A 23,292-nucleotide genomic window follows, 5' to 3' on the forward strand; every position below is an offset into this window, starting at 1 on the left:
TATTGAAATAAGTACGAAAAAAGGCGTTATTAACTCGGAAACCGCTTAGTCTATAACGCCCTATAACTATCACTTTGCGCCAATTTCTATAGGATTAAAAATTGGCGCTCAATGCCGTTAAAATGCCTTCTGCACGTCTTCTGCCATGCCCTTTGTCGGCATAGGCTTTGGCGTTAGCTCAGGAACAGGTTGTGCTTGCAGCGCGCCCTTCAAGTAGCTTATCGCTTTATCCAACTGTGCATCGTGACCTGTAAATGTGGCATAGGGTAAGTTGTCGACCTCAATGTCAGGACTCACGCCTCGGCCTTCAATAATCCAGCTGCCATCCATCGCATATTGCGGGTACTCGGCAACTCGAGCCATACCTCGGTCGGTTAATGCGTTACGGCCAGAAAGCCAGACACCGGCACCTGCAGTCTGCTTACCTATCAAGGGAGCAATCCCTAGTGCCTTAACCCCTGCCGAGAAGGTTTCGCCATCAGAATATGTAAGCTGATCGGTCAACACTACCAGCTGGCCCCTAAAGGTCTGCTGCATATTACCCGATGGCGTGCCATGGGTCGGTGCCCAGAATGCCCATGTACGGCGCAGTAGTTTTTCGATAATCCAGCTATCAATATTACCGCCGCGATTACGGCGCACATCGATAATCAAACCATCTTTGTCGACATTGGCATAAAACTCACGAGCAAAGCTGGCAATATCACCGCTTCCCATAGCGTATAGGTGCAGATAACCTATCTTACCGTCACTATTTTTGGTGACTTCATCACTGTTGTGACGCACCCAATCAATATATCTGAGCTTAGCGTTTTTAGACGCTGTGACAGGTTTCACTATGGTCTGGTGTGTTTTACTGCCGCGCTTAAGTGTCAGTAGTACTTGCTTGCCACCTTGGTTACGCAAAAGTTTAGTCACATCGGCAATATTGCTTAGCTTTTTCGCATTGATAGCGACGATCACATCCCCTATCTTGGCATTAACACCCATCTGCATTAATGGCGCCGCCTGTGCAGGCAACTCAGGATCGCCCTGATAGATATGTTCAATCACCACGCCGGCCTTGGTTTGCTCGAGTCGCGCCCCTAAGCTTGCCGATTTAGCCTTATTAGGATCTTTAGGGCTATCGCCACCGCGCACCTGAGAATGGAGTGAGTCTAGCTCGCCCATCATCTGCATGAAGATATCATTGAGCTCATGTCGGTCTGTGAGTCTATCGACCAAAGGTTGGTACTTAGCCTTGGTTGCTTGCCAGTCTAGACCGCGCATGTTTTTGTCATAGAAAGAGTCTCTATGCATCAGCCAGGCATCTTCAAACATCTGCTGCCACTCGCTCGCAGGCTCAATCGCAAGTTGCCATAGATTGGTTTGTACTTTGGCGTGGCTAAGCTCTTTAGGCAGCTTGTCACCTGCATCGACAATCAGCATTTCACTGCCCTGCTTAGATTGCTTACGGATAAACAGCTTTTCGCCATCTTGAGACAGTTGGTACTCGCCAACATCCTTTGAAAAAGTCTCAACCTTAGGGCTAAGCGCGTCAAACTTCACGACTTTAAGTGTCGACTTACCACTACTTGATGTATCGAGCAGATAGAACTTATCTTTGGCCATCTGCAGAGAGTCATAATTACCGGCACCAATCGGCACCTGCCATAGACGACTCGATAGCCCTTGCCACTCGACCTCTGTTGTTACCTCATCGTCATCGGACTTTTTAGCTTCAGACATCAGCTCATTGGGCTTTTGGAAAGCAAAGCGCGCGTCTTCATTGAGGGCAATAGCAAAAACCTGCGTGCGCTTATCGAACATAGGGCCTAAGTTTCTGTCTCCCCAAGGTGAGCTAGGAGTGGAGACAAATTTTCGATTAGACAGGAAATATAACCAGTCGCCGTCGGCACTAAAGCTTGGTGAAAAGGACTCATACTTATCGCTGGTTAAAGACTCTGCTCGGTTATTCTTTAGTGAGTACAGCACGATTTGTGGCCGAGCCTTACCCATTTCGGCCTTAGTTAAGGCAATAAAGCGACTATCAGCAGACCAGACGATATCGGCATAGGGGCCAAGACCCTCACCTTGCGTGATGATCTTTTTGTTACTGCCCTTTTTAAGATCGAGCAACCACACATTGCCGTCGTAGTCATCATGAGCAAGATAACGGCCATCGGGAGACAGATGTAGACTCAGCCTTAAAGTCTTACCATCCTTAGTCAGCTGCTTAGACCTGTCACTGCCATCGGCGGCAAACTGCCATACCTCTTGCTCGCCAGAGGCGTCGCTAATACCGTAGACCCAAGCACCATCTTGACTCATTAGCGCGTGACGCACACGACTCTGCTCTGGCAATGCGACTTCAACTAAGCGTTGACCATCCGTGCCCGCTATCGCCACATGACTTCGCGCGGTGATCACCACCTTATCGCCATTAGGAGCAAGAGTGGTGGACGTGGCGTACTTCATTGGCTCTTTTACCCAATGTTCACGCTTTTGTGCAAAGTCGGAGACGAGCTTAATATCGAGAGTCTGCTCTTTGCCGGATGCGATATCGAACAATTTAATATCGGCGCCCTGTTGAAACACAATGCGCCCTTGATCTAACCGAGCATCGCGAACTTGCCATTCGCTATGGTGGGTATGCTGCTTAACATCAGTGCCATCGGTCGCCATTGACCAGATGTTGTCATTACCATCGCTATCGCTAATAAAATACAGTCTCGATTGCCACAACATAGGCTGCCTGACTGAGCCTTGATGAGCCTGAGTCAGCGGTGTGGCTTCTTGCTTAGCGCCTAACTTGAACTTCCACAGCTCGCCTTTAGCGCCGCCGCGATAAACCTTGGCGTTATCCCCTGTGGTCTGTAAGCCAAATCGAGTGAAATAAAGGTACTCGCCCTTGTCATCCATGGCGCCTTCAATCGCATCGGCTAATGGGAGATCTTCTGTTATCAAAGTGTCGGGATCGACGGTTCTTAGTACCCAGTAATTCGCCGGGCCAAATGCATTATCGGTTGAATAAAGCACCTTGCCATTAGCAGTCCACCCTTGAACGCGAACGCGGCTATTTTCAAAGCTCACCCGCTTAGCTTGTCCACCAGCAATCGCAATAACGTAGACCTCAGTTGAGCCTTCATAGTTGGCAACATAAGCCACAGACTTACCATCGGGGGAGATTGTCGCTCCAAGCTCCTGTGCCGGTAAACTCGTCAAGCGCTTCGCTTGAGGGTCACCTAAAGATTGTGTCCAAAGATCGCCTTCAGCGGTAAAGACTAGGGTCTGTTGATTCAATGCTGGCGCACGAAAGTAACCCGGCTTTACAGTGGATTCAGCGGCAAAAGAGGGGGAAATATTAATCGTGCCTAAGGCAAGCATGCAGCATGCGAGAGAGTGACGGAGTTTCATCTTAGCGACCAATCCTATTGTTATTGTTCTAAAAGAATTAATTTCAAGCCAACAAGGTAGCAAAATTTTCACAAAGCAGCAGCAAAAGAGTCCCAAATAATTATGAGTAAATGTGTTTCATCGACTTGAAGCAAAAAGCCCGCTAATGCGGGCTTTTTCTTGTGAGTCTTTGTAATACGACTCAAGCTTGGTACTGGTAGTGATATCTGTTAATGACCAGACATAATCGCCTGCTGCAACATTAAATATCTTGTATGTAACGTGTGACTAGGCTCTAACAGCTCAGGTTGTTGCTTTGCTAATTGCTGAAGTAAATCGTGAGCTTCTGCAATTTTCTTCTCTTGAATTAGCTGCTCAATATTATCTAGTTGCGCTGTTAAATCAGCATCTACCGACTTAAGCTCACTGCCCTGCACTCTCAGAGCTTGCTCATCCAATTGCTCAACCGCTTGATTAGGATTATCCAACGCGCGCATCATCTGTGGCTTAGGCGAAGACATCATCACAGGCTCCCCTTGCTCTAATACATCGCCACTTTTCATTGCCGGATTAATCACAAACAGGGTCACCACCACTAAAACGGAGGCGGCAGAAGATAAGGACCAGCGGTATTTGCGCCAAAAAGACTGACTCTCTCGTGGCTTAGCGACACGACTACCAGCCATTTTCAGGATCTCGGCATCGAGCTGACTCGAAGGCTGCTCTTTATCAATTTGCTGATAAAGCGACTTAATCTCAGCCTCAACTGCCTCATGCTCTTTATCTGTCATGCTCAGCTCCTTGCCATTTTAAGTCTACGCAATCTTTAAGGCCTTTATAAGCATAACGAATGCGACTCTTTGTTGCCTCTAACGTCGCCCCAGCTATGTCTGCGATAATCGCAGCGGTAAACCCCATCTCGACGTTTAGTAAAAACGCCTCTTTTTGTACTTGCGGTAAGTTGGCCACACAACCTTTAAGCAGAGTCGACTTTTGCTTATCTACCATTTGCAGCTCAGGATTAAAATCATCGTTACTTAGCAGGGACTCAGTATCTTGCTCTGGCTCGAAAACTTCACTGAAGTTATTCACCGGCTTTAATGCCCTAACATGATCGATAATAAGGTTATGAGCGATGCGATATAGCCAAGTGGTAAATTTTGCGCTGGTCTCATAACTGTTGGCCGCCTTTATCACTCGACTCCAAGTTTCCTGATACAGATCTTCTGCTAGCTGTTGATCATAAATTTGCCGAACGAAGTAGCGGTATAGCGGACCTTTGTGCTTATTGTAAAGTAGCTCAAACGCTCGAGCGCTGCCTGCGGCATATTGCAACATCAGGGCTTGATCTGAATCGACCTCATTAGATATATCATCTGAGGGCAAGGGTTGCTCCACGGTATCTTCCTTAGCTTAAATTTTTCGCTTATTGAGTTTGCATATTACATTAAGCATTGTCTAGTTTATCTAGACTAAACTCATTAAGCCGAGTTACAGGGGAGCTATAGATTAGTCATGGGTGAGATCCCCATAGGGATAAGTATCAAGATTGTACAAGCAGATGTTGAAGTTGGTGTGGCAGGTATAAAAAATGCCACCTAAATGGAAATTTAGATGGCATTTGATATTTACAGGCTAAGTGCCTGTTAAATTAAGCTAGTTTAGCTTGTAGAGCTGCGTCTTTAGCTTGAACAGCTTCGGCAGACTTTGCACGCTCTTCTTTTACAGCTACAGCTAGAGCATCATCACCTACAGCTAACATTTGCGCTGCTAGGTAACCTGCGTTTTTAGCACCTGCACTACCAATAGCAACAGTTGCTACTGGAACGCCGCCAGGCATCATTACTGTAGATAGCAGTGCGTCATGGCCTTGTAGTGGACCACAATCAACTGGAACACCGATGACTGGACGAGTAGTAATACCCGCTACAGCACCAGCTAAGTGCGCAGCAAGACCTGCAGCACAAATAAAGACTTTACAACCACGCGCTTCTGCATCGGTTACGTAGGCATGCGTAGCAGCAGGCGTACGGTGCGCTGAAGTTACTTTAGCTTCAAAGTTGATTTCGAAAGTTCTAAGCACATCGAGGGTGGCTTGCATTGTAGGCAGATCTGAATCAGATCCCATTAATACTGCAACAAATGGTTTGCTCATTTTAAGTCCTTGAGTAGGGCGGTACATTATTATATTTGCGCGCATTATACTGAAATTTAGCGCACTTAGTAAACAGGCTTCCCCCAAGCCTGCGGCGCAATTATCCCTAAGGTTTGCCTCAACTGCAAATAACTTATTAATACATATGTATAACAAACCAGTAAAATTATACATAAAGAATTAAACTCTTAAACTAGGCCTCATTTTAGAGCTTACTACGCTAGTAACTGTGACAAACACGCTAATAACTTAGTTTCTAACTTTGCGCTCAACCGAGAAAAGCCGATATATCAAGAGCGATTTTCGCTTGGCTAAACATGAGAAGTATTCAATAAGAGAAAAAACACTTAGCAGAGCAGCCCTTCTCGCTAAACTTGCTACAAAGAGAGGATTATTGGATAGATATGAAATGAATAAGAAGCCGCTACATAGGTCAAAGATTAGCGCATAACCTTGATAAGGCATGAAAACAAAAAGCCCCTACTGATGTAGAGGCCTAATTCATACTTTATCTAACCAAAAAAGAGTCGCCATAACCATGAGGAATCTAAATCTTCCTGACACTGCCGATATTGAGTCGCATAGCGTTTAGAGCGCGAATCCACCTTATCAGCCACCTTAATTAACCAGGCTTTTTGGTTATAGGTTTTACGCTTGTAGCCCCCCCAGCCTTCGTGATAATTAAGATATTGATTACGGGCATCCCATTTAGACACGCCATTAATCTTGTGGGACTTATAAATAAACCAGCCCATAAAATCCATGGCATCGTCAAAGTTACTTCGGCTCGACCAAGAGTTACCGGTTTCCTTAACGTAATCATCCCAGGTCATCGTCTTAGCCTGAGCATAGCCATAAGCATCACTGGCGCGACCTATAGGAATAAAGCCTAGAAAATATTCCATAGGGGGCGCAGCATTATGTTTAAAGGAGCTCTCTTGGTACATCATGGCCAAAGGTACGTGAACCGGAACCCCCCACTTTTCACGGGTATTTTTAGCGGCGCTATACCAAGATCTGTTTTCGGTATAAATCGAACAAAGATTCTCAGGATCTTTTGGCGGAGGAGTGGCACACCCGGTCAACAGGGTTGCTAAAATAACAGTCGCAAATAATGCAGGCCATTTCATAAAAAACAATACCAATAAGCAGTAATAGCAAAACGCTAGTGTCACACTGATAAGCTAAAGATGCAATTAAGCGTTTAGTGAAATGTGTTACAAATCAAATAGGATAAAAGATAGGCTAGCGTGACTAAACCTCAGGAGTTAATTCGCAATCGTGAGCTTCTTGTTGCCACACTTCGGGCCGCCAGAAGCTACTATCATTGCCTCTGTACACCTTGTCGGTATTCAGTTTCGCGCCGATATGATAGCGCTGGTTATGGGCTACATTCACCTTGAGTTGTTTAGGTGTGCGGGCAGCAAGCTTGACCTTTAAGCTAGGCGCATCAATTAGCTCGGCAACGGTAAAGGTATGCTCCCCTACACTCAAACGGTAGTTCGGCTGAGAAATCACTGGTTTTCCATCGAGATGAGTCACTACCACTCGATAAATATCGGCCTCACGGTCAGGATCCATGTAAGTCGCGACAATGCCACACTGATTAGCGGTATCGGATTGTGAAGCACAACCCGATACCATCAATAATAATGCGGCTATGCCTAATACGCCTTTGAGGCCCTTTATCGACAAAACTAAACCTTAAAGTAATCGACTAAAAACTGATCGAAGCTTACGCTTGGTTGCGACTCTAGATATACCTGCTTTTCTAGCGAGTCGACAGCATCTTGCTGATATCGTTTGTCTATACTCTCAGTTAGCGGGTAAGCTTTCAACTGTTGGTGATACTGCTCGGCAAGCTCCATGACCCACTGACTATGATCGATTTGTTCATCCTTCAGCCCAGCCATGATTTTACCCGACAGAGTTTCACTTGGATTCTCGACCGCTTTATGCCACTTAGCAAGTGCGACTTGGTAATCGTCTTGACCTTCATCGTCTATCAATTCGGCAATCTGCTTTAAATTACCAAATAGCGACTCTAGCCAATGGGTTAAACTTAACTCTTCACCAGAACGCTTTAGCAACAGGCCTGGTTTACGCCCCTCTAAAACAACTGCCTGCAAGTTTTCAGCAATTTCAGCCTCTTCACTTGCATCCGACGGAGCCGATGGCTGCAGTAAGCAGTTCAATAAGAAGAGATCTAAGAAGCGGATCTGCGACTTTTCGATGCCGACGGCGCTGTAAGGGTTAACGTCTAACGCTCTAACTTCAATATATTCAACCCCAGCACGTGCTAGAGACTCAGATGGCTTCTCATTGCCCTTTGCCACACGCTTAGCGCGAATAGGTGAATAAAATTCGTTTTCTATCTGTAAGATATTGTCGTTCAACTGACGATATTCACCGTCAACTTTAACGCCAATTTTTGCAAAATTTGCCGACGGCATATTTATCGCAGCCTGCATGCCCGTTAAATAATCGGTGAGGCTGTTGTAACTAATATTTAAGTTATCTTGCTCTTGATTGGTATAGCCCAAATCACTCATACGCAACGATGTTGCATAAGGTAGGTACAAGGTACCATCGCCAATCACTTCAAATGGAAAATGACTGGTCTTAGGGTCCTGAATAAAGGTACTACATAGAGCCGGTGACGCACCAAATAGATAAGGTAACACCCAGACTAAACGACGGTAGTTACGGATCAGACCAAAATAGGACTCCGAAATAAAATCATCTAAACTTAATGACTTATCCGAGAGTTCATACAGTCTGTGCCAAAGCTTGTCTGACACAGAGAAATTAAAATGTACCCCAGAGATGATCTGCATCTGAGCGCCATAACGATAAGTCAGGCCTTTACGATACAGACGCTTCATTTGACCTGAGTTAGAGCTACCATAATCGGCGATAGGAATGTCTGCACCATCACCAAGATAACAAGGCATACTCACAGGCCATAAACGCTGACCATTAAGGTGGCGTACGCTGTAGGCATGAGTCAGGGTGAGATCTTCAACTAATTCATCGATATCGTCGAAAACAGGCGTAATAAACTCAAGTAGAGATTCACTATAATCTGTAGTGATCCGCGAATGCGTTAATGCCGAGCCCAGTGCTTTAGGATGTTTATCCAACGCCAAATGACCCGACTTTTCAATTCTTAACGCTTCACGCTCAATGCCTCGCTGCATCGATTTTAGCGCTTGCCGACTTGCCGGATCCGACAACTTACCAACTAATTCATTGAAAGATTTCAATACATTATTCTCTAGTGCGTGACTCTAACCTTATAACTGATCTGGTAGACCCGCTATAACTTACTTAAATTTCAAGTCGTACCAAATTAGCGTTTATCAATCACCAGCCTAATAAACGATGAGATGGTGCCATATCCATGGCACCATCTTTCGGATATATGGCCTAGCGAAGTCTTTTACAACTGTAAAATTTCAATTGGATAACCAAGTGTTGATAATTCAGACTCTATTTTAGCGCGATCCCCTACAACTAAGATCACCATGTCATCAATATTCAACTGCTCTTTTGCTAATTTATTCAACTCATTGCGACCAATACTATTGGTGATTTCGCTCTGCTTTTCACTATAGTTATCATCCAAATTGTAGCGTTGAATATTACGCATCAACCCTGCTTTTTGATACGGCGTTTCATAATCAAGTGCCTTTGATTGAGAGATAGAGCTTTTCATAAAGTCTAGCTCCTTATCTGTCATCCCTGACTCTTGGAACGTATTAATCTCTTTTATGAACTCGATTAATGCCTTTGTGGTTACATCGCTGCGCACGCTTGCTGTCGCTTGATAGAAACCTTGCTCAGGCCCACCCGAGAAGTAACTTCTCGCACCGTAGGTGTAACCTTTGTCTTCACGCAGGTTAAGGTTGATACGGCTGTTGAACGCACCACCTAGCGGATAGTTCATCAAGTATGACTCAAAATACTCGCCTGTGGCATCAAAAGGCAATGCTCGCTTACCTATCTTGATAACCGACTGCGCCGCATCTGGCTTATCTACAATAAAGACTTTGCCACCTTGAAACTCTGGTAACTCGGCAAGCTCAGGGAATGGGCTCGCCGCGCCATTCCAACTGGCAAGAGTCGAAAGTTTAGCTAACATCTGCGCTTCATTCAGGTTACCCACTGCAACAACTTGTGCATTGCCCGCAGTATACTGCTGCTTATAAAAGGCTTTTACATCATCTAGGGTGATTGCCGAGACAGTCTCTAAAGATCCACCACTGCTAACGCCAAATGGACTCTTATCGCCATAGAGCAAGCCACTAAATGCCGTGTTTGCCAAATAGTTTGGTTCGGTCAATTCGCGCTGCAAGTGCTGAAGTTTTTGCTGTTTGACTCGCTCAAAGTCAGCTGGCTTAAAGCCCGGCTCAAATAACTTCTCCTGCACGATCGCCATGGTCTTATCGAGGTTTGCCGTTAGCGATGAGATTTTCAACTGACTTTGATAGCCACTAGCACTAAAGCTTACGTTGCTTCCCAGCATCTCTAACGCCTGAGTTAACTCTTCAGAGCTACGTTTTAGGCTCGACTCGTTCATCATCGCCGCCGTCATACTGGCAAGGCCTGCTTGGCTAACATCGAGTAACCGATGACCACCGTTTAGATAAATCACTATCTCAACTGTTGGCGTCTCGGTGGTTTGCGTGCCTATCACCTCGATGTTATTGGCAAGTTTGCCTTTCCAAAGCTCAGGCATAGTCAGCACAGGAGCTGGTCCTGCCGCCGGGATAACACTTCTATCGAATGATGAAACTACCTGCGGTGCAAGTGCTAACTCCTCTACTGCAACACTAGCGACCTTCTCAGCAGGTGCAACAAAGTTATCCGCCTTAGCAATGAGCTGCGTCTGCCCTTCAGGCACAACGCTCATCACGACCATAGGCTTATCTTTGATGTACTTATTAAAGACTCGCATCACATCTTCTTTAGTGACATTGGCATAACGTGACAGATCAAAGCCAATCATGTTGGGATTATCAGAAAAGGTCTCATTGAAGGCTAGGCTTGCCACCTTGCCTTGTACGCTTTGCAGGCCAAAGATTGTGCCCGCCTCAAAGTTTACTTTTACCTTTTCAAGATCGTCATCGGTCACGCCACGCTGTTCAAACTCTTTAATCGAGTCTCGCATCGCCTGCTCGACTTCAGCCAAGTTGCCGCCTCGTGCAGGGTTAGCCAATGCATACATAGAAAACTGACAAGCTAGTTCCTGACATGGATGATTTACGCCTGCTTGTACAGCCAAGCCATCTTTAACGAGATTTTTATAAAACAGTGATGTTTTGCCACCCCCTAAAATATTAGACAGTAGATCCAGCGCAGCTTCATCTTCATGACGGGCATATACCGTTGGCATACCGATTCTAAGCAGTGGCAAATGAACTCTGTCTTCCATCGACAGGTAAAGCGTCTCATCGAGGGTCACTAACTCTTTTTTCGGTGCATCAACTTTAGGTCCCGATGGGATCTCGCCGAAATACTTATTCACCCACGCAAGAACCTGCATCTCATCAAAATCGCCACCTATGGTAAGAGTGGCGTTATTAGGGCCGTACCAACGTTGGAAGAAATGCTTCACATCTTCAACATCGGCTCGGTTTAAATCTTCAGGCCAGCCAATAACAGGCCAAGAGTATGGATGCCCCTGAGGGTAGAATGCTTGGTTGAAGCGCTCTCCCATGCGACCATAAGGGCGATTATCGACCCGTTGTGCACGCTCATTCTTAACAGTCTCACGTTGTACTTCGAACTTTTCTTCGGTTAATGCTGGCAGGAAAAAGCCCATTCGGTCCGACTCTAGCCAGAGCATTTTCTCAAGCTGATTATTGGGTACCGTTTCAAAATAGTTTGTGCGATCGGTATTTGTGGTGCCGTTTAACGTCCCGCCCGCCTCGGTGACCATCTTGAAGTGCTGCTCGTCGCCGACGTTTTGTGAGCCTTGAAACATCATGTGCTCAAAAAGGTGAGCAAAACCAGAGCGTCCTTCTAACTCACGGCCTGAGCCGACATGGTAAGTCACATCAACATGGACTAAAGGATCGGAATGGTCTTCATGTAAGATCACCGTAAGGCCGTTAGCCAACTGATACTTCCGGTAAGGGATCCCAACTTGCTCGCCACTAAAGCTGACCGTCTCGAGAAGAGTCACTCCTGCAGGCAAAGAGGTTTCGACCTGTTGCTGTCCCGCGCAACCCATTAATGCAGCACTAACGGCTGCTGCTAATATCCATTTTTTCAATGACTTTCTCCTTTTTCCAACAGGCGTTTTTTTTCGAACTGATGCCTTGCTGTTTATTAATGCAGCTAGTATTACCTACTACAGATAAAACAACCAGCATTGAAATTTGAATTAAATTGCTATTAAACATATCGTTTTCTTAACAATTAACACTTAAAGACTCGCATTTAATCGACAGTCTCATTCTAAGGTAAGTTCCTTAACCAGTGAAATAACAGATATTTTTACACTGCAAGTGCAAACAAGCCTACAATGTTGCAACACGGTTAAGATTTAAAGTTATTAAAACAAGCTTATTTATCACAATAAGTTATAACTAAATCGGTTTGTTCTGCAAGTGGCGCTATCTATAGAATGAGCGGCAATTGGGTAACTAAATGTAAATTTATATAGCAATTGCCTAAAACTAATACTGGAGTGAACGTAGATTCACCCGTAGAGTAACTTGATAAAAATTAAATAATTGGAATTCGATAATGTGGCAAGCGATTAAAAACATCCCATTTTGGCAGAAAGTTTTAGCTGCCTTTATATTAGGCGCCGGTGTGGGTGTCATCTTTGGTGAATCTGCAACAGTATTAAAGCCACTTGGCGATCTATTTATTAGTGCAATTAAGATGTTAGTTGCACCACTCATTTTCTGCGCTATCGTTGTAAGCATCACCTCTTTAGGCTCTGAAGTTAGCTTAAAGAGACTTAGCTTCAAAACCTTAGCCATGTTTATGTTTACAGGCACCATAGCCTCACTTATTGGCCTAACAATCGGTTCCTTGATCGATATGGGTGGCTCAATGGAGCTTGTAGCTACAGAGGTGCGCGAGCGTAATGTTCCGGGCTTCGCACAAGTCTTACTGGATATGATCCCTGTGAATCCTTTTGCCTCGCTTGCCGAAGGTAAGGTATTACAGATCATCATCTTTGCCGCCCTAATTGGTATTGCCATCAATAAAGTCGGCGAAAAAGCTGCGCCACTAAAACACACTATTGAAGCGGGTGCGGAGGTGATGTTCCAGCTCACTCGCATGGTGCTACAACTTACCCCAATTGGTGTGTTTGGTCTTATGGCTTGGGTTGTGGGTGAATACGGCTTATCGACGTTATTGCCCCTAGGTAAGTTTATCGGGGCTATTTATCTTGCTGCACTTATCCATATTATCTGCGTTTATGGCGGTCTGGTTAAGTTTGCAGCCAAATTGAGCCCAGTCCAGTTTTTCCGTAAGGCGGTACCCGCGCAAATAGTAGCTTTCACCACGGCTTCAAGCTTTGGTACCTTACCAGCGAGTACACGCTGCAGCGAGTCGATGGGCGTCTCTAAACGCTACGGCTCATTCGTACTGCCTCTTGGAGCAACCATGAATATGGATGGTTGTGGTGGTATTTATCCTGCTATTGCGGCTATTTTCATTGCGCAGATCTACGGTATTCCACTGGATATGACCGACTATATGTTAATTGCGGTAACTGCAACAGTTGCCTCTGTAGGTACCGCTGGTGTCCCTGGTAGTGCTATGGTGATGTTAACTGTTACCTTAGGCGTAGTCGGCCTACCACTGGAAGGTATCGCCTTTATTGCGGCGGTTGACCGTATTATCGATATGATCCGCACCGCAACCAATGTCACCGGCGATATGATGACTGCCGTAGTCATAGGTAAATCGGAAGGCCAACTTGATGAGGCGCAGTTTTATGCCCAAGACAATGGCACGCTAGAGCAGGCCAGTAGCTAAACAAGCCATTTACTGAATAAAAAGGCCGCAATTGCGGCCTTTTTAATTTATACTTTTCAATATTATACTGGGTTACTAGGTTATTTTAGGAGCGGCTGGATATGACAAAACTATTCATTCTACCAATATTGCTTTCATTAGCATGGGCGCTTTTTCTTAACTATAACGGCGTACCCTTAAAGCAAGGTAAGACTGGTTTTCTCTATATCATTGGCATTAGCCTAACCGTTATTTTTGCTCTCGCTTTTCTACTCTGGCTCACAGCAGGCCAAAATATTCGCAATTAGTAAAAACAAGCTTCTGCGTAATCAAATGGCACCGAAGCGAATTGAGCGTATAGAACTGACTAAAGGGCTAAACAAACCTATTATTTAAGCCCGTCGTTAGTTACTCCTGATTCTTGCCTGTCAATGTTAATAGTGGTGAGTATAAGTCTGGCCGCCTATCTCTAAACACTCCCCAGCTATAGCGAGCAAGATCTGTCGCATGAAGATCGATCTCTGCATAGATTACCTCTTCATAATCTCGGCTAGCTTCAGCTAATAACTCTCCCGTGTGATCTGTGATAAAAGAGGAACCATAAAACCGTGTTTCAACTCCGTCATCGGTTTCGCCCCCTGTCCGATTGGCCACAATAACGGGGATTAAATTTGCCGCAGCATGACCTTGCATTGTTCGCTGCCAATGCCCTTTAGAGTCTAAGCTTGGCTGTTGAGGTTCGGATCCAATAGCCGTTGGGTAGAATATTGCCTCAGCCCCCGCCAGAGTCAAACAACGCGCTAGCTCTGGAAACCATTGATCCCAACAGATCCCCGCCCCAAAGCGACCGTAGCGGGTGTCCCACACCTTAAAGCCTGTGTCTCCTGGGCTGAAGTAGTACTTCTCACTATAACCAGGGCCATCGGGAATATGGGACTTACGATAATTATCTAAAATCGTACCATCTGCATCTATCATCACCAGTGAATTAAAGAAGTTATTACCTGACTTTTCGAAATAGCTGATAGGCAAGACCACTTGCAGGGACTTGGCCAACTCACTCATTTTTTGTATTAAGCTGCTTTCTGTGAGCTCGGCTGCTAGTTCAAAATACTTCGCACTTTGTTGCTTGCAAAAGTAAGGAGCAGCGAATAATTCTTGAAGCAGAATGACTTGAGCGCCATTAGCTGCAGCCTGTTTAATTCTTTTCGTTGCCTCTGAAAGATTATGCTCGATATCCCAATCGATAGAGAGTTGAATAGCTGCAAATTTGACAAGTTTGGACATACAAAGCCTCTTTTAAATGCCTAGAATAGGGGGAAACTAAAAAGAGAGACTCATGCTGAGCCCCTCCCGCTGTGAATTTGAGCAATTATTGCCCCGTCTTGACACGAGTCCACATACGATTCATCGCACGTTCAAACTTCAAGCTACGTCCCTCATCAGCAAACAAGTTACTCAAGGTGCTTTCATCCGGATAAATCCCAGGATGAGAAGTAATAGCAGTATCGACATACTGCTGTGAGTCAGCGTTGGCATTGGCGTACCAGACGTAATTAGAGATCTCAGCGATGACCTTAGGCTCTAGGATATGGTCCAAGAAGGCATAAGCTGCATCAACATTTTTAGAGTCTCTGGTGATATTAAACGTGTCCGCCCAACCTTGTGCGCCCTCTTTTGGGATCACATAGTCAACATTTACCCCATTGTTAGCCTCAAGAGCTCTATTCGCAGCCATAAATACATCACCACTCCAGCCCATCGCTAAGCAGATATTGCCACTTGCAAGGTCGGTAACGTAAGAAGAGCTGTGAAAATAGGTAATATAGGGACGTATAGCGAGAAGTCGCTCCTCAACCAACTTGAGATCGTCCAAATTCTGCGAGTTCGGATTTTTGCCTAGATACTTCAACATGGCACTGACGACTTCGCTTGGGGCATCAACCATGGCCACACCACACTCACTAAACTTTGAAACCGTTTCGGCTTGAAACAGGAGTTCCCATGTATTTAAGGGCTGCTCACCTAATATTTGAGCAGCCTTATCTATGTTATAGCCAATACCCGTTGTGCCCCACATGTACGGAACTGCATACTTATTATCTTCATCAAAAGATTGAACGATATTGAGGACCTTAGGATCTAGGTGGTAATAGTTCTTTAAACGACTCTTATCTAAAGGTTGAAATACGCCTACCTTAATCTGCCGCTGTAAGAATGAGCCTGATGACACCACTAGGTCGTAGCCTGTTTTACCCAGTAGCAATTTGGTTTCAGCAAGCTCTTGGGAATCATAAACATCGTAATTCACTTTAATCCCAGTTTTGGCTTCAAATGAGGCTATTGCCGCTTCGCTGATATAATCTGACCAGTTATAAATATTAAGAGTACTCTGCGCCGATACCGAGCTGGTGAACAGCACTAATATCGCTAACAACATGCTAGATTGGTTATTCATCTTATCTTCCCTGTCCTGATAGTTTCTGATCTCTGGTGTATGCCTATGCGGACATACCTGCGTACTGTGGCTGAGTAATACAGGCGACGTTGCCTCCCCCCAGCAAAATTTCACGGGCATTTTGAATGCCGATAACTTTATGATTAGGAAAAAGCTTTCGTAATATGGCTTGGGCGGTCTCATCCATAGGGTCGTCGTAGGCGGGTACCATGATGACGGAGTTACCTATGTAGTAATTGATATAAGAGGCGCAAATTTTAGTACCTGCTACCCGGCTATGAGTTTCCTGTGCAACATCCAGCCCAGAAGCCTCCTCCTCAGTCCACTCCAATGCCTTAGGTTGGGGGATTTTATGGATGATAATCTTTCGGCCTTGAGCATCGGTGCTTCTACTTAAGATCTCATAGGCTTCTTGATAGATTTCGTATTGTGGATCGCTGCGATCATCAGTCCACTGTAACAAGAGTTCTCCTGGAGCGACCCAACAAGCAAGATCATCGATATGACCGTCTGTCTCATCAAACTTACAACCACGAGGTAACCAAATAATCTTTTCAACTCCCATGTAGTCTCGTAGCTGTTGTTCAACTTCTGCCTTACCAAGATGTGCATTTCGATTTACATTGAGTAGGCATTGCTCTGTGGTCAATAAGGTTCCTTGACCATCACATTGGATCCCACCCATCTCAGCAATAAGCGTTGAGCGGTAACGATCAAGGTTTTCTATTTCGAGAATTTTCTGCGCGATTTTCTCATCTTTATCCCATGGAAAATAAAGCCCACCATTTAAGCCACCGTAAGCGTTAAATTCCCAATCAGTGCCTCTTACTTCGCCTTTATCATTAACGAGAAAGGCGCAAGCTGAATCTCTAAACCAGGCATCATTGGTACTCATCTCCACGACTCGAACCGTTTCAGGCAACATGTTGCGCGCATTCTCATACTGAGCCTGAGACACACATACCGTCACCAGCTCACTCGATGCGATGGCGGTACAGATCTCAACCCAAACTTTCTGTGCAGGTTTAGCGCCATTGCGCCAAACATCGCTGCGCTCGGGCCAGCCTAACCAGCAGCCTTTTTTAGGTTCAAATTCCCCCGGCATTCGAAAGCCGTCTTCTCTAGGAGTGGAGTTTAATGTTCGTGACATAGACCTAACCTTGTTTTATCTAATTTGTTTTGATTTGATATATCCAAACCTAACGAGATAAAAATGGGGGGTCTACTGAGAAAACTTGTATAGATTGGTTAGTTTTTCTCACAAATAATACAAGTTCTAGCTTGTTTACAGCAGAAATACAGAGAAAAACTAACCGTATTTCGCGATTGGAAATAACGGAATTTAATAATGAGAGGAGTTAGCGTTAAACTGACTAATCGACTAGTCTGAGCAGCGAGCAGTGCTGAATTGAGTATTGATTTGAGCCAGCAGCCAATCGATAAAAGTGATGAGCTTTACATCCCCTTTTTTTCGTTTCTCAGCAACCAAATAATAGTTACCCAATGAAGGAACACTGTGCTCAAAAGGCCTAACCAATTTGCCACTGTCTAGCTCAGTACTGGCGGTAAAATTATCACCGATAGCAACCCCATATCCAGCGATTGCCGCTTCTAAAGACAGGCCAGCATGGGCAAAGTTTAAGTTTTGCGGTGTATTTAAGATATGCGGCGCATGAGCTCCAAGCCAAGTTGCCCAAGTTTTACCATCTTGATCGTCGTGTAGTAGGCGCTGCATACTCAAGTCTAGAGAGCGACAACCCTCTTTCTTAGCTGTTCCCGCCAGATTATTATCCGATTCGAGCAGCTTGGGGCTGCAGACAGGGAAAAACTCCATTCTTTTAATTGGAGTGACCCAATAGCGATTCCAATCAGCATCTCCTGCGCCATAGATAATCGAAAGATCGGCCTGTGGGTTAATGTTAGTCTCATCACTAGAGTGCACCAATAGGCTGACGTCGATTGAAGGATAACGAATAGCAAAATCACCAATCTGTTTAATAAGCCACTTAGAGGAGAGTTCGGGGGGAGCGGAAATGACCAAGCGACCACTGAGTCCAGGCTCAACCGCTTTTTCACAGGCTTGACCTATGATATCGAACGCTTCTTGAATTGCTGGTAATAGGTTTGCCCCAGATTGAGTCAATTTAGCGTTACGGCCTTGCTTCTCAAACAATCTAATCCCTAAGGCATCTTCTAAAGTCTTCACTTGATGACTAATTGCGCTATGGGTAACGCAGAGTTCATCTGCAGCACGAGAGAAATGCTCATGTCTAGCGGCGGACTCGAATGCTCTCAAAGGGTTTAATGGCGGAAGGCGACGCATAAGCTCATAATCTGGTTCATAAAGTGACTAAATTAGACTATGCCAGAACCGATTAAATTAACAGCAACAATTTATCATTACTCAATTAATAAAAAATCCCGCATCAAATACTGAATACGGGATTTTTCAAAAAGACATCAACTAACCAAGTACGGCCAGCAAGACACCTGCTGCAACAGCACTACCTAGTACTCCGGCCACGTTTGGTCCCATTGCATGCATCAACAGGAAGTTCTGATTATTAGCCTCGAGACCAACCTTATTCACGACTCGCGCCGCCATAGGCACCGCCGAAACACCTGCCGCGCCAAGCAATGGGTTAATCTTACCACCAGATAGCTTACTCATCAGCTTGGCCATTAATACCCCCGCTGCAGTACCTATCGAGAAAGCGACAGCGCCCAGCACTAAGATCCCTAAGGTCTCCATCTGCAGAAACTGCTCGGCTGATAATTTAGAGCCGACTGCAAGACCTAGGAAAATAGTCACTATATTGATTAGCTCATTCTGCGCAGTACTCGATAATCTATCGACCACACCTGATTCACGCATCAAGTTACCTAGACAGAACATACCCACTAGAGGTGTCGCTGCAGGCAGGAACAAGATGGTTAAGCCAAGCACCATCATAGGGAAGATAATCTTCTCCTTCTTGCTCACCTCACGCAGCTGCTCCATCTTGATTTTACGCTCAGACTCGGTTGTCAATAAACGCATGATAGGTGGCTGGATCAGCGGTACCAATGCCATATAAGAATAGGCTGCAACCGCAATCGCTCCGAGTAAGTCCGGTGCAAGCTTGGACGCGAGGAAAATAGCCGTTGGCCCATCAGCACCACCAATGATGGCAATCGCCGCCGCATCTTTCATTGAGAACTCAAATCCAGGAACCCAGTTAAGTGCAATCGCGCCAATTAAGGTGGCGAAAATACCAAACTGAGCAGCGGCGCCTAGTAATAACATCTTAGGGTTAGCGATCAGTGCACCAAAGTCAGTTAATGCTCCCACGCCCATAAAAATCAGTAGTGGGAAAATACCAGTTTCGATACCTACATAGTAGGCAAAATACAGTAAGCCACCCTCTTCGGTAAATCCACCATTAGGGATGTTGGCCAATATGGCGCCAAAGCCTATAGGTAACAAGAGTAATGGTTCAAACTTCTTTGCGATTGCTAAATATAACAATAGGCAACCTACACCCATCATTAGCAGTTGGCCTGAAGTAAAATTGGCGATGCCAGATTCAGCCCAAAACGCGATTAATCCTTCCATGATGACCCCTAAGCTAATGCCAACAATTGGCTACCCACTGCAACAGCGTCACCTTCTTTAACCCAAACCTTAGAGATCACGCCATCGGCTTCAGCACGGACTTCGGTTTCCATTTTCATCGCTTCTAGGATAATCACAACATCACCCTCTTTAACGCTATCGCCAGGCGATACATGTACTTTAAAGATGTTGCCCGATAGCGGCGCATTCTGCTGATGCTTAACCGCAGACAGATCCACAACTGGTGCCGCTTGCGCTTGCGCTGGAGCAGTAAAAGGCACTACATTCTCGCTTGGGGTGATCTGACTGATATCGCCACCTTCGGCGACTTCAACCACAAAACTTTGGCCTTGAACGGTTACGGTATATGTTTCAGGTCCTTGCTGGCTTGCCGCTTTTGCTTCTGCTTTTTTCGCTTCCTCAAGCGCTTTAGCAGCGACTTCAGGTTTTGGCTCAAATGCATCAGGGTTATTACGGTTACTTAAGAATTTAAGACCGATTTGCGGGAATAACGCATAGGTCAGAACGTCATCATCAAGCTCTTCAGCCAACGTAATGCCATCAGAAGCAGCTTTGTCTTTTAGCTCGATACGTAACCGGTCTAGTTCAGATTCAAGCAGATCGGCTGGACGACAAGTAATGGCTTCTTTACCCGCTAATACTCTTTGCTGAAGTTCAAAATTAACAGGCGCAGGTGTTGCACCGTACTCGCCTTTTAACACACCTTCCGTTTCTTTAGTCATCGACTTATAACGCTCACCCGTCAGCACGTTAATCACTGATTGAGTACCAACAATCTGAGACGTCGGTGTCACTAAAGGTAAGAAACCTAAGTCTTCACGTACACGAGGGATCTCCTCAAGTACTAGATCTAACTTATCTGCTGCGCCCTGCTCTTTAAGTTGACTTTCCATGTTTGTTAGCATGCCGCCTGGCACTTGAGCGCGTAAAATACGCGAATCGATGCCTTTTAGCTCACCTTCAAACGCCGCATACTTTTTGCGTACGACTCTAAAGTAAGCTGCAATCTCTTCGAGCAGCGCCATATCATAGCCAGTTGCTCTATCTGTGCCTTCAACCATAGCAACCAAAGTTTCTGTTGCACTATGCCCGTATGTTTGGCTCATTGAGGAGATAGCCGTGTCGAGGACATCGACGCCTGCTTCAATAGCTTTTTGGTAGGTTGCGGTGCTCAGACCTGTGGTTGCGTGGCAGTGCAGAGATAAAACTAGATCGGTTTGAGACTTTATTTGACTGATAAGTTCGAATGCTTCAAACGGCTTTAATAGCCCTGCCATATCTTTAATACATAAAGAGTGACAACCCATATCTTCGATACGCTTCGCCATATCAACCCAGGTATCTAAGTTGTGTACTGGGCTAGTGGTATAAGATATTGTGCCTTGGGCATGACCGCCAACTTCAATTACCGATTTTACTGCTGTTTCTAGATTGCGCACATCGTTCATCGCGTCAAAGACACGGAACACATCAACACCATTGGTATGAGCTCGCTCAACAAAACGATGGACTAAGTCATCGGCATAATGACGATAACCTAAAAGGTTTTGTCCACGAAGTAACATCTGTTGCGGCGTATTAGGCATAACCTTCTTGAGTTCACGGATCCTTTCCCAAGGATCTTCACCTAAATAGCGTATACAAGAGTCAAATGTGGCGCCGCCCCATGACTCAATAGACCAAAGACCCACTTTATCGAGTAATGGTGCAATAGGTAACATATCTTCGGTGCGCAAACGAGTAGCGAGAATAGATTGGTGTGCATCTCTTAAGGCAACATCAGTTAAAGCCAATGGCTTGCTCATACAAAAACTCCCTACTTTTATTATGCTTTTTTACGGTGCTGATGAATTGCAGCAGTAATTACCGCGGCCATTAATGGGCTCACGGCGGATTGACTCGATTGCGCTTGGCTCTGTGTTATTGAACTCTCGCATGGTGGCGTAGGTCCAAACTTTCGAGCAACCAATGTCATCGCAACAATAAGAATACTTAGAAAAACAAATACTAGTGACATGCCTAGTATCATGATCCCCAATGCGTCATATAACTGCTCAGATATTGAAGCCATCTCTTCCTCTCATTAGTGTGAGGTTGTGAATATTATTGGGCTTTTAAAAATAAATATTCACCATTTGTTCACACATTATGCAATTTATTCCATTCATTTCAGGTACAGGTTTACTGCTAAAGGTCTAGTGACGACTTCAACAATAACTAATTTATAACAAAGTAGCGAACCAGTTGTAAATTGGTCATACCACAAAATTAATCATTAACCGCAATTGACTGAAAAATCCACATTAAATCAAGTCAAAAAATTAACATTTGATAATGAGCAAGCTGTAGCCGCGACTTTTTCAATTTTAACAGCGTATTTACGGAAAAATGAATTCGTAAAAAAGAACAGATAGAACAGAAATAAACCAAAATGAAATTTTATGCAGTATTCATTATTGATTTACAGCATGATTCTGGAGCATAAGCTTCAGTAATGAGTGTATAAATAGAAGGGTTGTTATGATTGATAGAGTCGATATAAGAAAATGAAAGACCCAAACGTGACGATTAGGAGATAAGTAGAGAAGAAGTCGATAGCAAGTAGATAAGAAGTCATGCCAGCTATTTCAGCCCTTCGTTAAAAATCAGCAAACTAGAGAGCTTGAAATCGAGGTGACAAATAACTAGAACTAAAGCCAAATATCTAAAGCTGCTGCGCGACTTACCAGATCAGCCCAAAGCTTAAGCCCTTAAGCCCAAGCAGGCTCTGCGAGAGTTTAGCGGCTCTGAGACAAGGTCATTAAATGCTCCTCGGTAACTGCTTCTGCGTTACTCTCGATAATAGCTCCTGCATTATTCTACCTTCGACCATCCTTGGTCTCGTACCTCCTATATCCTTATAGTCGTGCATTAATGACATTCAGCACATCTGACTTCCATCGCCTTAAGCGTTCCATTCGTTTTGAAGGCATTTCCCATATCCCTATGGGGCAGTTGAGGGAATGTCTTATGAATATCGGGAACATACAAGACCATGTGGTTTGCAACGAGTGAAGAGCATAGCCTTTCTACGTTTAAGCTCCCTCTTGTTCCTTAAGAGTCACAGTATCAGAGCCGCTAAAACTCGCCATTCTGGAGCGCTTTTGGCTGCCGACTTCTGCGTTGAACAACCTCACAAGGGAACAACCATTCTTTCAGTTATTCGCCTTGAATTAGTTTGCCAAAAATCGCTCTGAGTAGATCAACTTCTTATACTGATTGGTATAACTTATTTACCAAAACGCTCTGAGTCGATCGACTGTTTATACTGATGGGTATAATACGCCGCTAACTTGGATCTAAGCTCAACGACTGAAGACTTGCCTAAATTACAGATACAAAAAAACCGCACTAGGTGCGGTTTCTTTGTATGAATGGCGGAGAAGGAGGGATTCGAACCCTCGATGGGAGTTAAAGCCCATACTCCCTTAGCAGGGGAGCGCCTTCGGCCACTCGGCCACCTCTCCGGCAAAACATGGTGCGCGTGGGAGGATTCGAACCTCCGACCGCCTGGTTCGTAGCCAGGTACTCTATCCAGCTGAGCTACACGCGCAAACTCGGTACAATCTAAATCTAATGTGTATTATATGGTGCGGATGGGAGGATTCGAACCTCCGACCGCCTGGTTCGTAGCCAGGTACTCTATCCAGCTGAGCTACATCC

General features: G+C 45.1%; 17 protein-coding genes and 2 tRNA genes. 2 read left to right on the forward strand and 17 right to left on the reverse strand.

Annotated features, from left to right (window positions below; translation table 11 throughout):
* Positions 1 to 117 precede the first annotated feature (117 nt).
* The 8 genes from Q1A86_RS16820 to Q1A86_RS16855 all read right to left on the reverse strand — a co-directional run bounded on the left by Q1A86_RS16820 (position 118) and on the right by Q1A86_RS16855 (position 11,810).
* On the reverse strand, positions 118 to 3,396 hold the full coding sequence (locus Q1A86_RS16820) for a S41 family peptidase (protein WP_299809008.1): 3,279 nt from the start codon (positions 3,394 to 3,396) through the stop codon (positions 118 to 120).
* 209 nt (positions 3,397 to 3,605) lie between these two features.
* Complete coding sequence (locus Q1A86_RS16825) at positions 3,606 to 4,166, reverse strand: hypothetical protein (protein ID WP_299809010.1); 561 nt, start codon at positions 4,164 to 4,166, stop codon at positions 3,606 to 3,608.
* On the reverse strand, positions 4,156 to 4,713 hold the full coding sequence (locus Q1A86_RS16830; protein ID WP_299809053.1) for a sigma-70 family RNA polymerase sigma factor: 558 nt from the start codon (positions 4,711 to 4,713) through the stop codon (positions 4,156 to 4,158). Before Q1A86_RS16830 ends, Q1A86_RS16825 begins: the two co-directional genes overlap by 11 nt.
* Positions 4,714 to 5,026: 313 nt before the next feature.
* Complete coding sequence (purE, locus tag Q1A86_RS16835) at positions 5,027 to 5,530, reverse strand: 5-(carboxyamino)imidazole ribonucleotide mutase (protein WP_220759936.1); 504 nt, start codon at positions 5,528 to 5,530, stop codon at positions 5,027 to 5,029.
* Positions 5,531 to 6,042: 512 nt separating this feature from the next.
* Positions 6,043 to 6,660 (reverse strand): hypothetical protein, encoded by a 618-nt coding sequence (locus Q1A86_RS16840; RefSeq protein WP_299809016.1) that lies wholly within the window; start codon positions 6,658 to 6,660, stop codon positions 6,043 to 6,045.
* 124 nt (positions 6,661 to 6,784) lie between these two features.
* Positions 6,785 to 7,225 (reverse strand): hypothetical protein, encoded by a 441-nt coding sequence (locus Q1A86_RS16845; protein WP_299809019.1) that lies wholly within the window; start codon positions 7,223 to 7,225, stop codon positions 6,785 to 6,787.
* Positions 7,226 to 7,227: 2 nt separating this feature from the next.
* A complete protein-coding gene (gene gshA, locus Q1A86_RS16850) occupies positions 7,228 to 8,796 on the reverse strand; it encodes a glutamate--cysteine ligase (RefSeq protein ID WP_299809022.1) in 1,569 nt (522 codons plus the stop codon).
* 176 nt (positions 8,797 to 8,972) lie between these two features.
* Complete coding sequence (locus tag Q1A86_RS16855) at positions 8,973 to 11,810, reverse strand: pitrilysin family protein (RefSeq protein WP_299809024.1); 2,838 nt, start codon at positions 11,808 to 11,810, stop codon at positions 8,973 to 8,975.
* Positions 11,811 to 12,283: 473 nt separating this feature from the next.
* Between Q1A86_RS16855 and Q1A86_RS16860 the strand changes: the two genes are divergently transcribed.
* Together Q1A86_RS16860 and Q1A86_RS16865 are read left to right on the forward strand one after the other, a co-directional pair.
* Entirely contained in the window at positions 12,284 to 13,537 is a 1,254-nt protein-coding gene (locus Q1A86_RS16860) for a dicarboxylate/amino acid:cation symporter (protein ID WP_299809056.1), read from the forward strand.
* Positions 13,538 to 13,638: 101 nt separating this feature from the next.
* Positions 13,639 to 13,824: a hypothetical protein gene (locus Q1A86_RS16865; protein WP_299809027.1), complete on the forward strand. Its 186-nt coding sequence runs from the start codon at positions 13,639 to 13,641 to the stop codon at positions 13,822 to 13,824.
* Positions 13,825 to 13,924: 100 nt separating this feature from the next.
* On the opposite strand, the gene aguB is transcribed toward Q1A86_RS16865, so the two are convergent.
* The 9 genes from aguB to Q1A86_RS16910 form a co-directional block, all read right to left on the reverse strand.
* Positions 13,925 to 14,803: an N-carbamoylputrescine amidase gene (gene aguB, locus Q1A86_RS16870; RefSeq protein WP_299809030.1), complete on the reverse strand. Its 879-nt coding sequence runs from the start codon at positions 14,801 to 14,803 to the stop codon at positions 13,925 to 13,927.
* 85 nt (positions 14,804 to 14,888) lie between these two features.
* Complete coding sequence (locus Q1A86_RS16875; protein WP_299809033.1) at positions 14,889 to 15,974, reverse strand: polyamine ABC transporter substrate-binding protein; 1,086 nt, start codon at positions 15,972 to 15,974, stop codon at positions 14,889 to 14,891.
* Between the two features lie 43 nt (positions 15,975 to 16,017).
* The gene (gene aguA, locus Q1A86_RS16880; protein WP_299809036.1) at positions 16,018 to 17,124 is read right to left on the reverse strand and encodes an agmatine deiminase; all 1,107 of its coding nucleotides are present in this window, start codon (positions 17,122 to 17,124) and stop codon (positions 16,018 to 16,020) included.
* A gap of 231 nt (positions 17,125 to 17,355) precedes the next feature.
* Positions 17,356 to 18,297 (reverse strand): LysR substrate-binding domain-containing protein, encoded by a 942-nt coding sequence (locus Q1A86_RS16885; protein ID WP_299809038.1) that lies wholly within the window; start codon positions 18,295 to 18,297, stop codon positions 17,356 to 17,358.
* Positions 18,298 to 18,438: 141 nt separating this feature from the next.
* Positions 18,439 to 19,569 (reverse strand): sodium ion-translocating decarboxylase subunit beta, encoded by a 1,131-nt coding sequence (locus tag Q1A86_RS16890; protein ID WP_299809041.1) that lies wholly within the window; start codon positions 19,567 to 19,569, stop codon positions 18,439 to 18,441.
* An 8-nt stretch (positions 19,570 to 19,577) separates the two neighbouring features.
* Positions 19,578 to 21,395: a sodium-extruding oxaloacetate decarboxylase subunit alpha gene (gene oadA, locus Q1A86_RS16895; protein ID WP_299809044.1), complete on the reverse strand. Its 1,818-nt coding sequence runs from the start codon at positions 21,393 to 21,395 to the stop codon at positions 19,578 to 19,580.
* A 20-nt stretch (positions 21,396 to 21,415) separates the two neighbouring features.
* Positions 21,416 to 21,661 (reverse strand): OadG family protein, encoded by a 246-nt coding sequence (locus tag Q1A86_RS16900; protein WP_299809047.1) that lies wholly within the window; start codon positions 21,659 to 21,661, stop codon positions 21,416 to 21,418.
* Positions 21,662 to 23,004: 1,343 nt separating this feature from the next.
* Positions 23,005 to 23,096 (reverse strand) — tRNA-Ser (locus Q1A86_RS16905).
* 9 nt (positions 23,097 to 23,105) lie between these two features.
* A tRNA-Arg gene (locus tag Q1A86_RS16910) sits at positions 23,106 to 23,182 on the reverse strand.
* Positions 23,183 to 23,292: the final 110 nt, after the last annotated feature.

Source organism: uncultured Shewanella sp., assembly GCF_947497935.1.
Lineage (GTDB): Bacteria > Pseudomonadota > Gammaproteobacteria > Enterobacterales > Shewanellaceae > Shewanella.

Excerpts from the sequence above, each read along its gene's own strand:
- aguB (WP_299809030.1), bottom strand. The coding sequence starts at position 14,803 with ATGTCCAAACTTGTCAAATTTGCAGCTATTCAACTCTCTATCGATTGG.
- Q1A86_RS16900 (WP_299809047.1), bottom strand. The coding sequence starts at position 21,661 with ATGGCTTCAATATCTGAGCAGTTATATGACGCATTGGGGATCATGATA.
- aguA (WP_299809036.1), bottom strand. The coding sequence starts at position 17,124 with ATGTCACGAACATTAAACTCCACTCCTAGAGAAGACGGCTTTCGAATG.
- Q1A86_RS16830 (WP_299809053.1), bottom strand. The coding sequence starts at position 4,713 with ATGTTGCAATATGCCGCAGGCAGCGCTCGAGCGTTTGAGCTACTTTAC.
- purE (WP_220759936.1), bottom strand. The coding sequence starts at position 5,530 with ATGAGCAAACCATTTGTTGCAGTATTAATGGGATCTGATTCAGATCTG.
- Q1A86_RS16875 (WP_299809033.1), bottom strand. The coding sequence starts at position 15,974 with ATGAATAACCAATCTAGCATGTTGTTAGCGATATTAGTGCTGTTCACC.
- oadA (WP_299809044.1), bottom strand. The coding sequence starts at position 21,395 with ATGAGCAAGCCATTGGCTTTAACTGATGTTGCCTTAAGAGATGCACAC.
- Q1A86_RS16865 (WP_299809027.1), top strand. The coding sequence starts at position 13,639 with ATGACAAAACTATTCATTCTACCAATATTGCTTTCATTAGCATGGGCG.
- Q1A86_RS16890 (WP_299809041.1), bottom strand. The coding sequence starts at position 19,569 with ATGGAAGGATTAATCGCGTTTTGGGCTGAATCTGGCATCGCCAATTTT.
- Q1A86_RS16820 (WP_299809008.1), bottom strand. The coding sequence starts at position 3,396 with ATGAAACTCCGTCACTCTCTCGCATGCTGCATGCTTGCCTTAGGCACG.
- Q1A86_RS16825 (WP_299809010.1), bottom strand. The coding sequence starts at position 4,166 with ATGACAGATAAAGAGCATGAGGCAGTTGAGGCTGAGATTAAGTCGCTT.
- Q1A86_RS16885 (WP_299809038.1), bottom strand. The coding sequence starts at position 18,297 with ATGCGTCGCCTTCCGCCATTAAACCCTTTGAGAGCATTCGAGTCCGCC.
- Q1A86_RS16840 (WP_299809016.1), bottom strand. The coding sequence starts at position 6,660 with ATGAAATGGCCTGCATTATTTGCGACTGTTATTTTAGCAACCCTGTTG.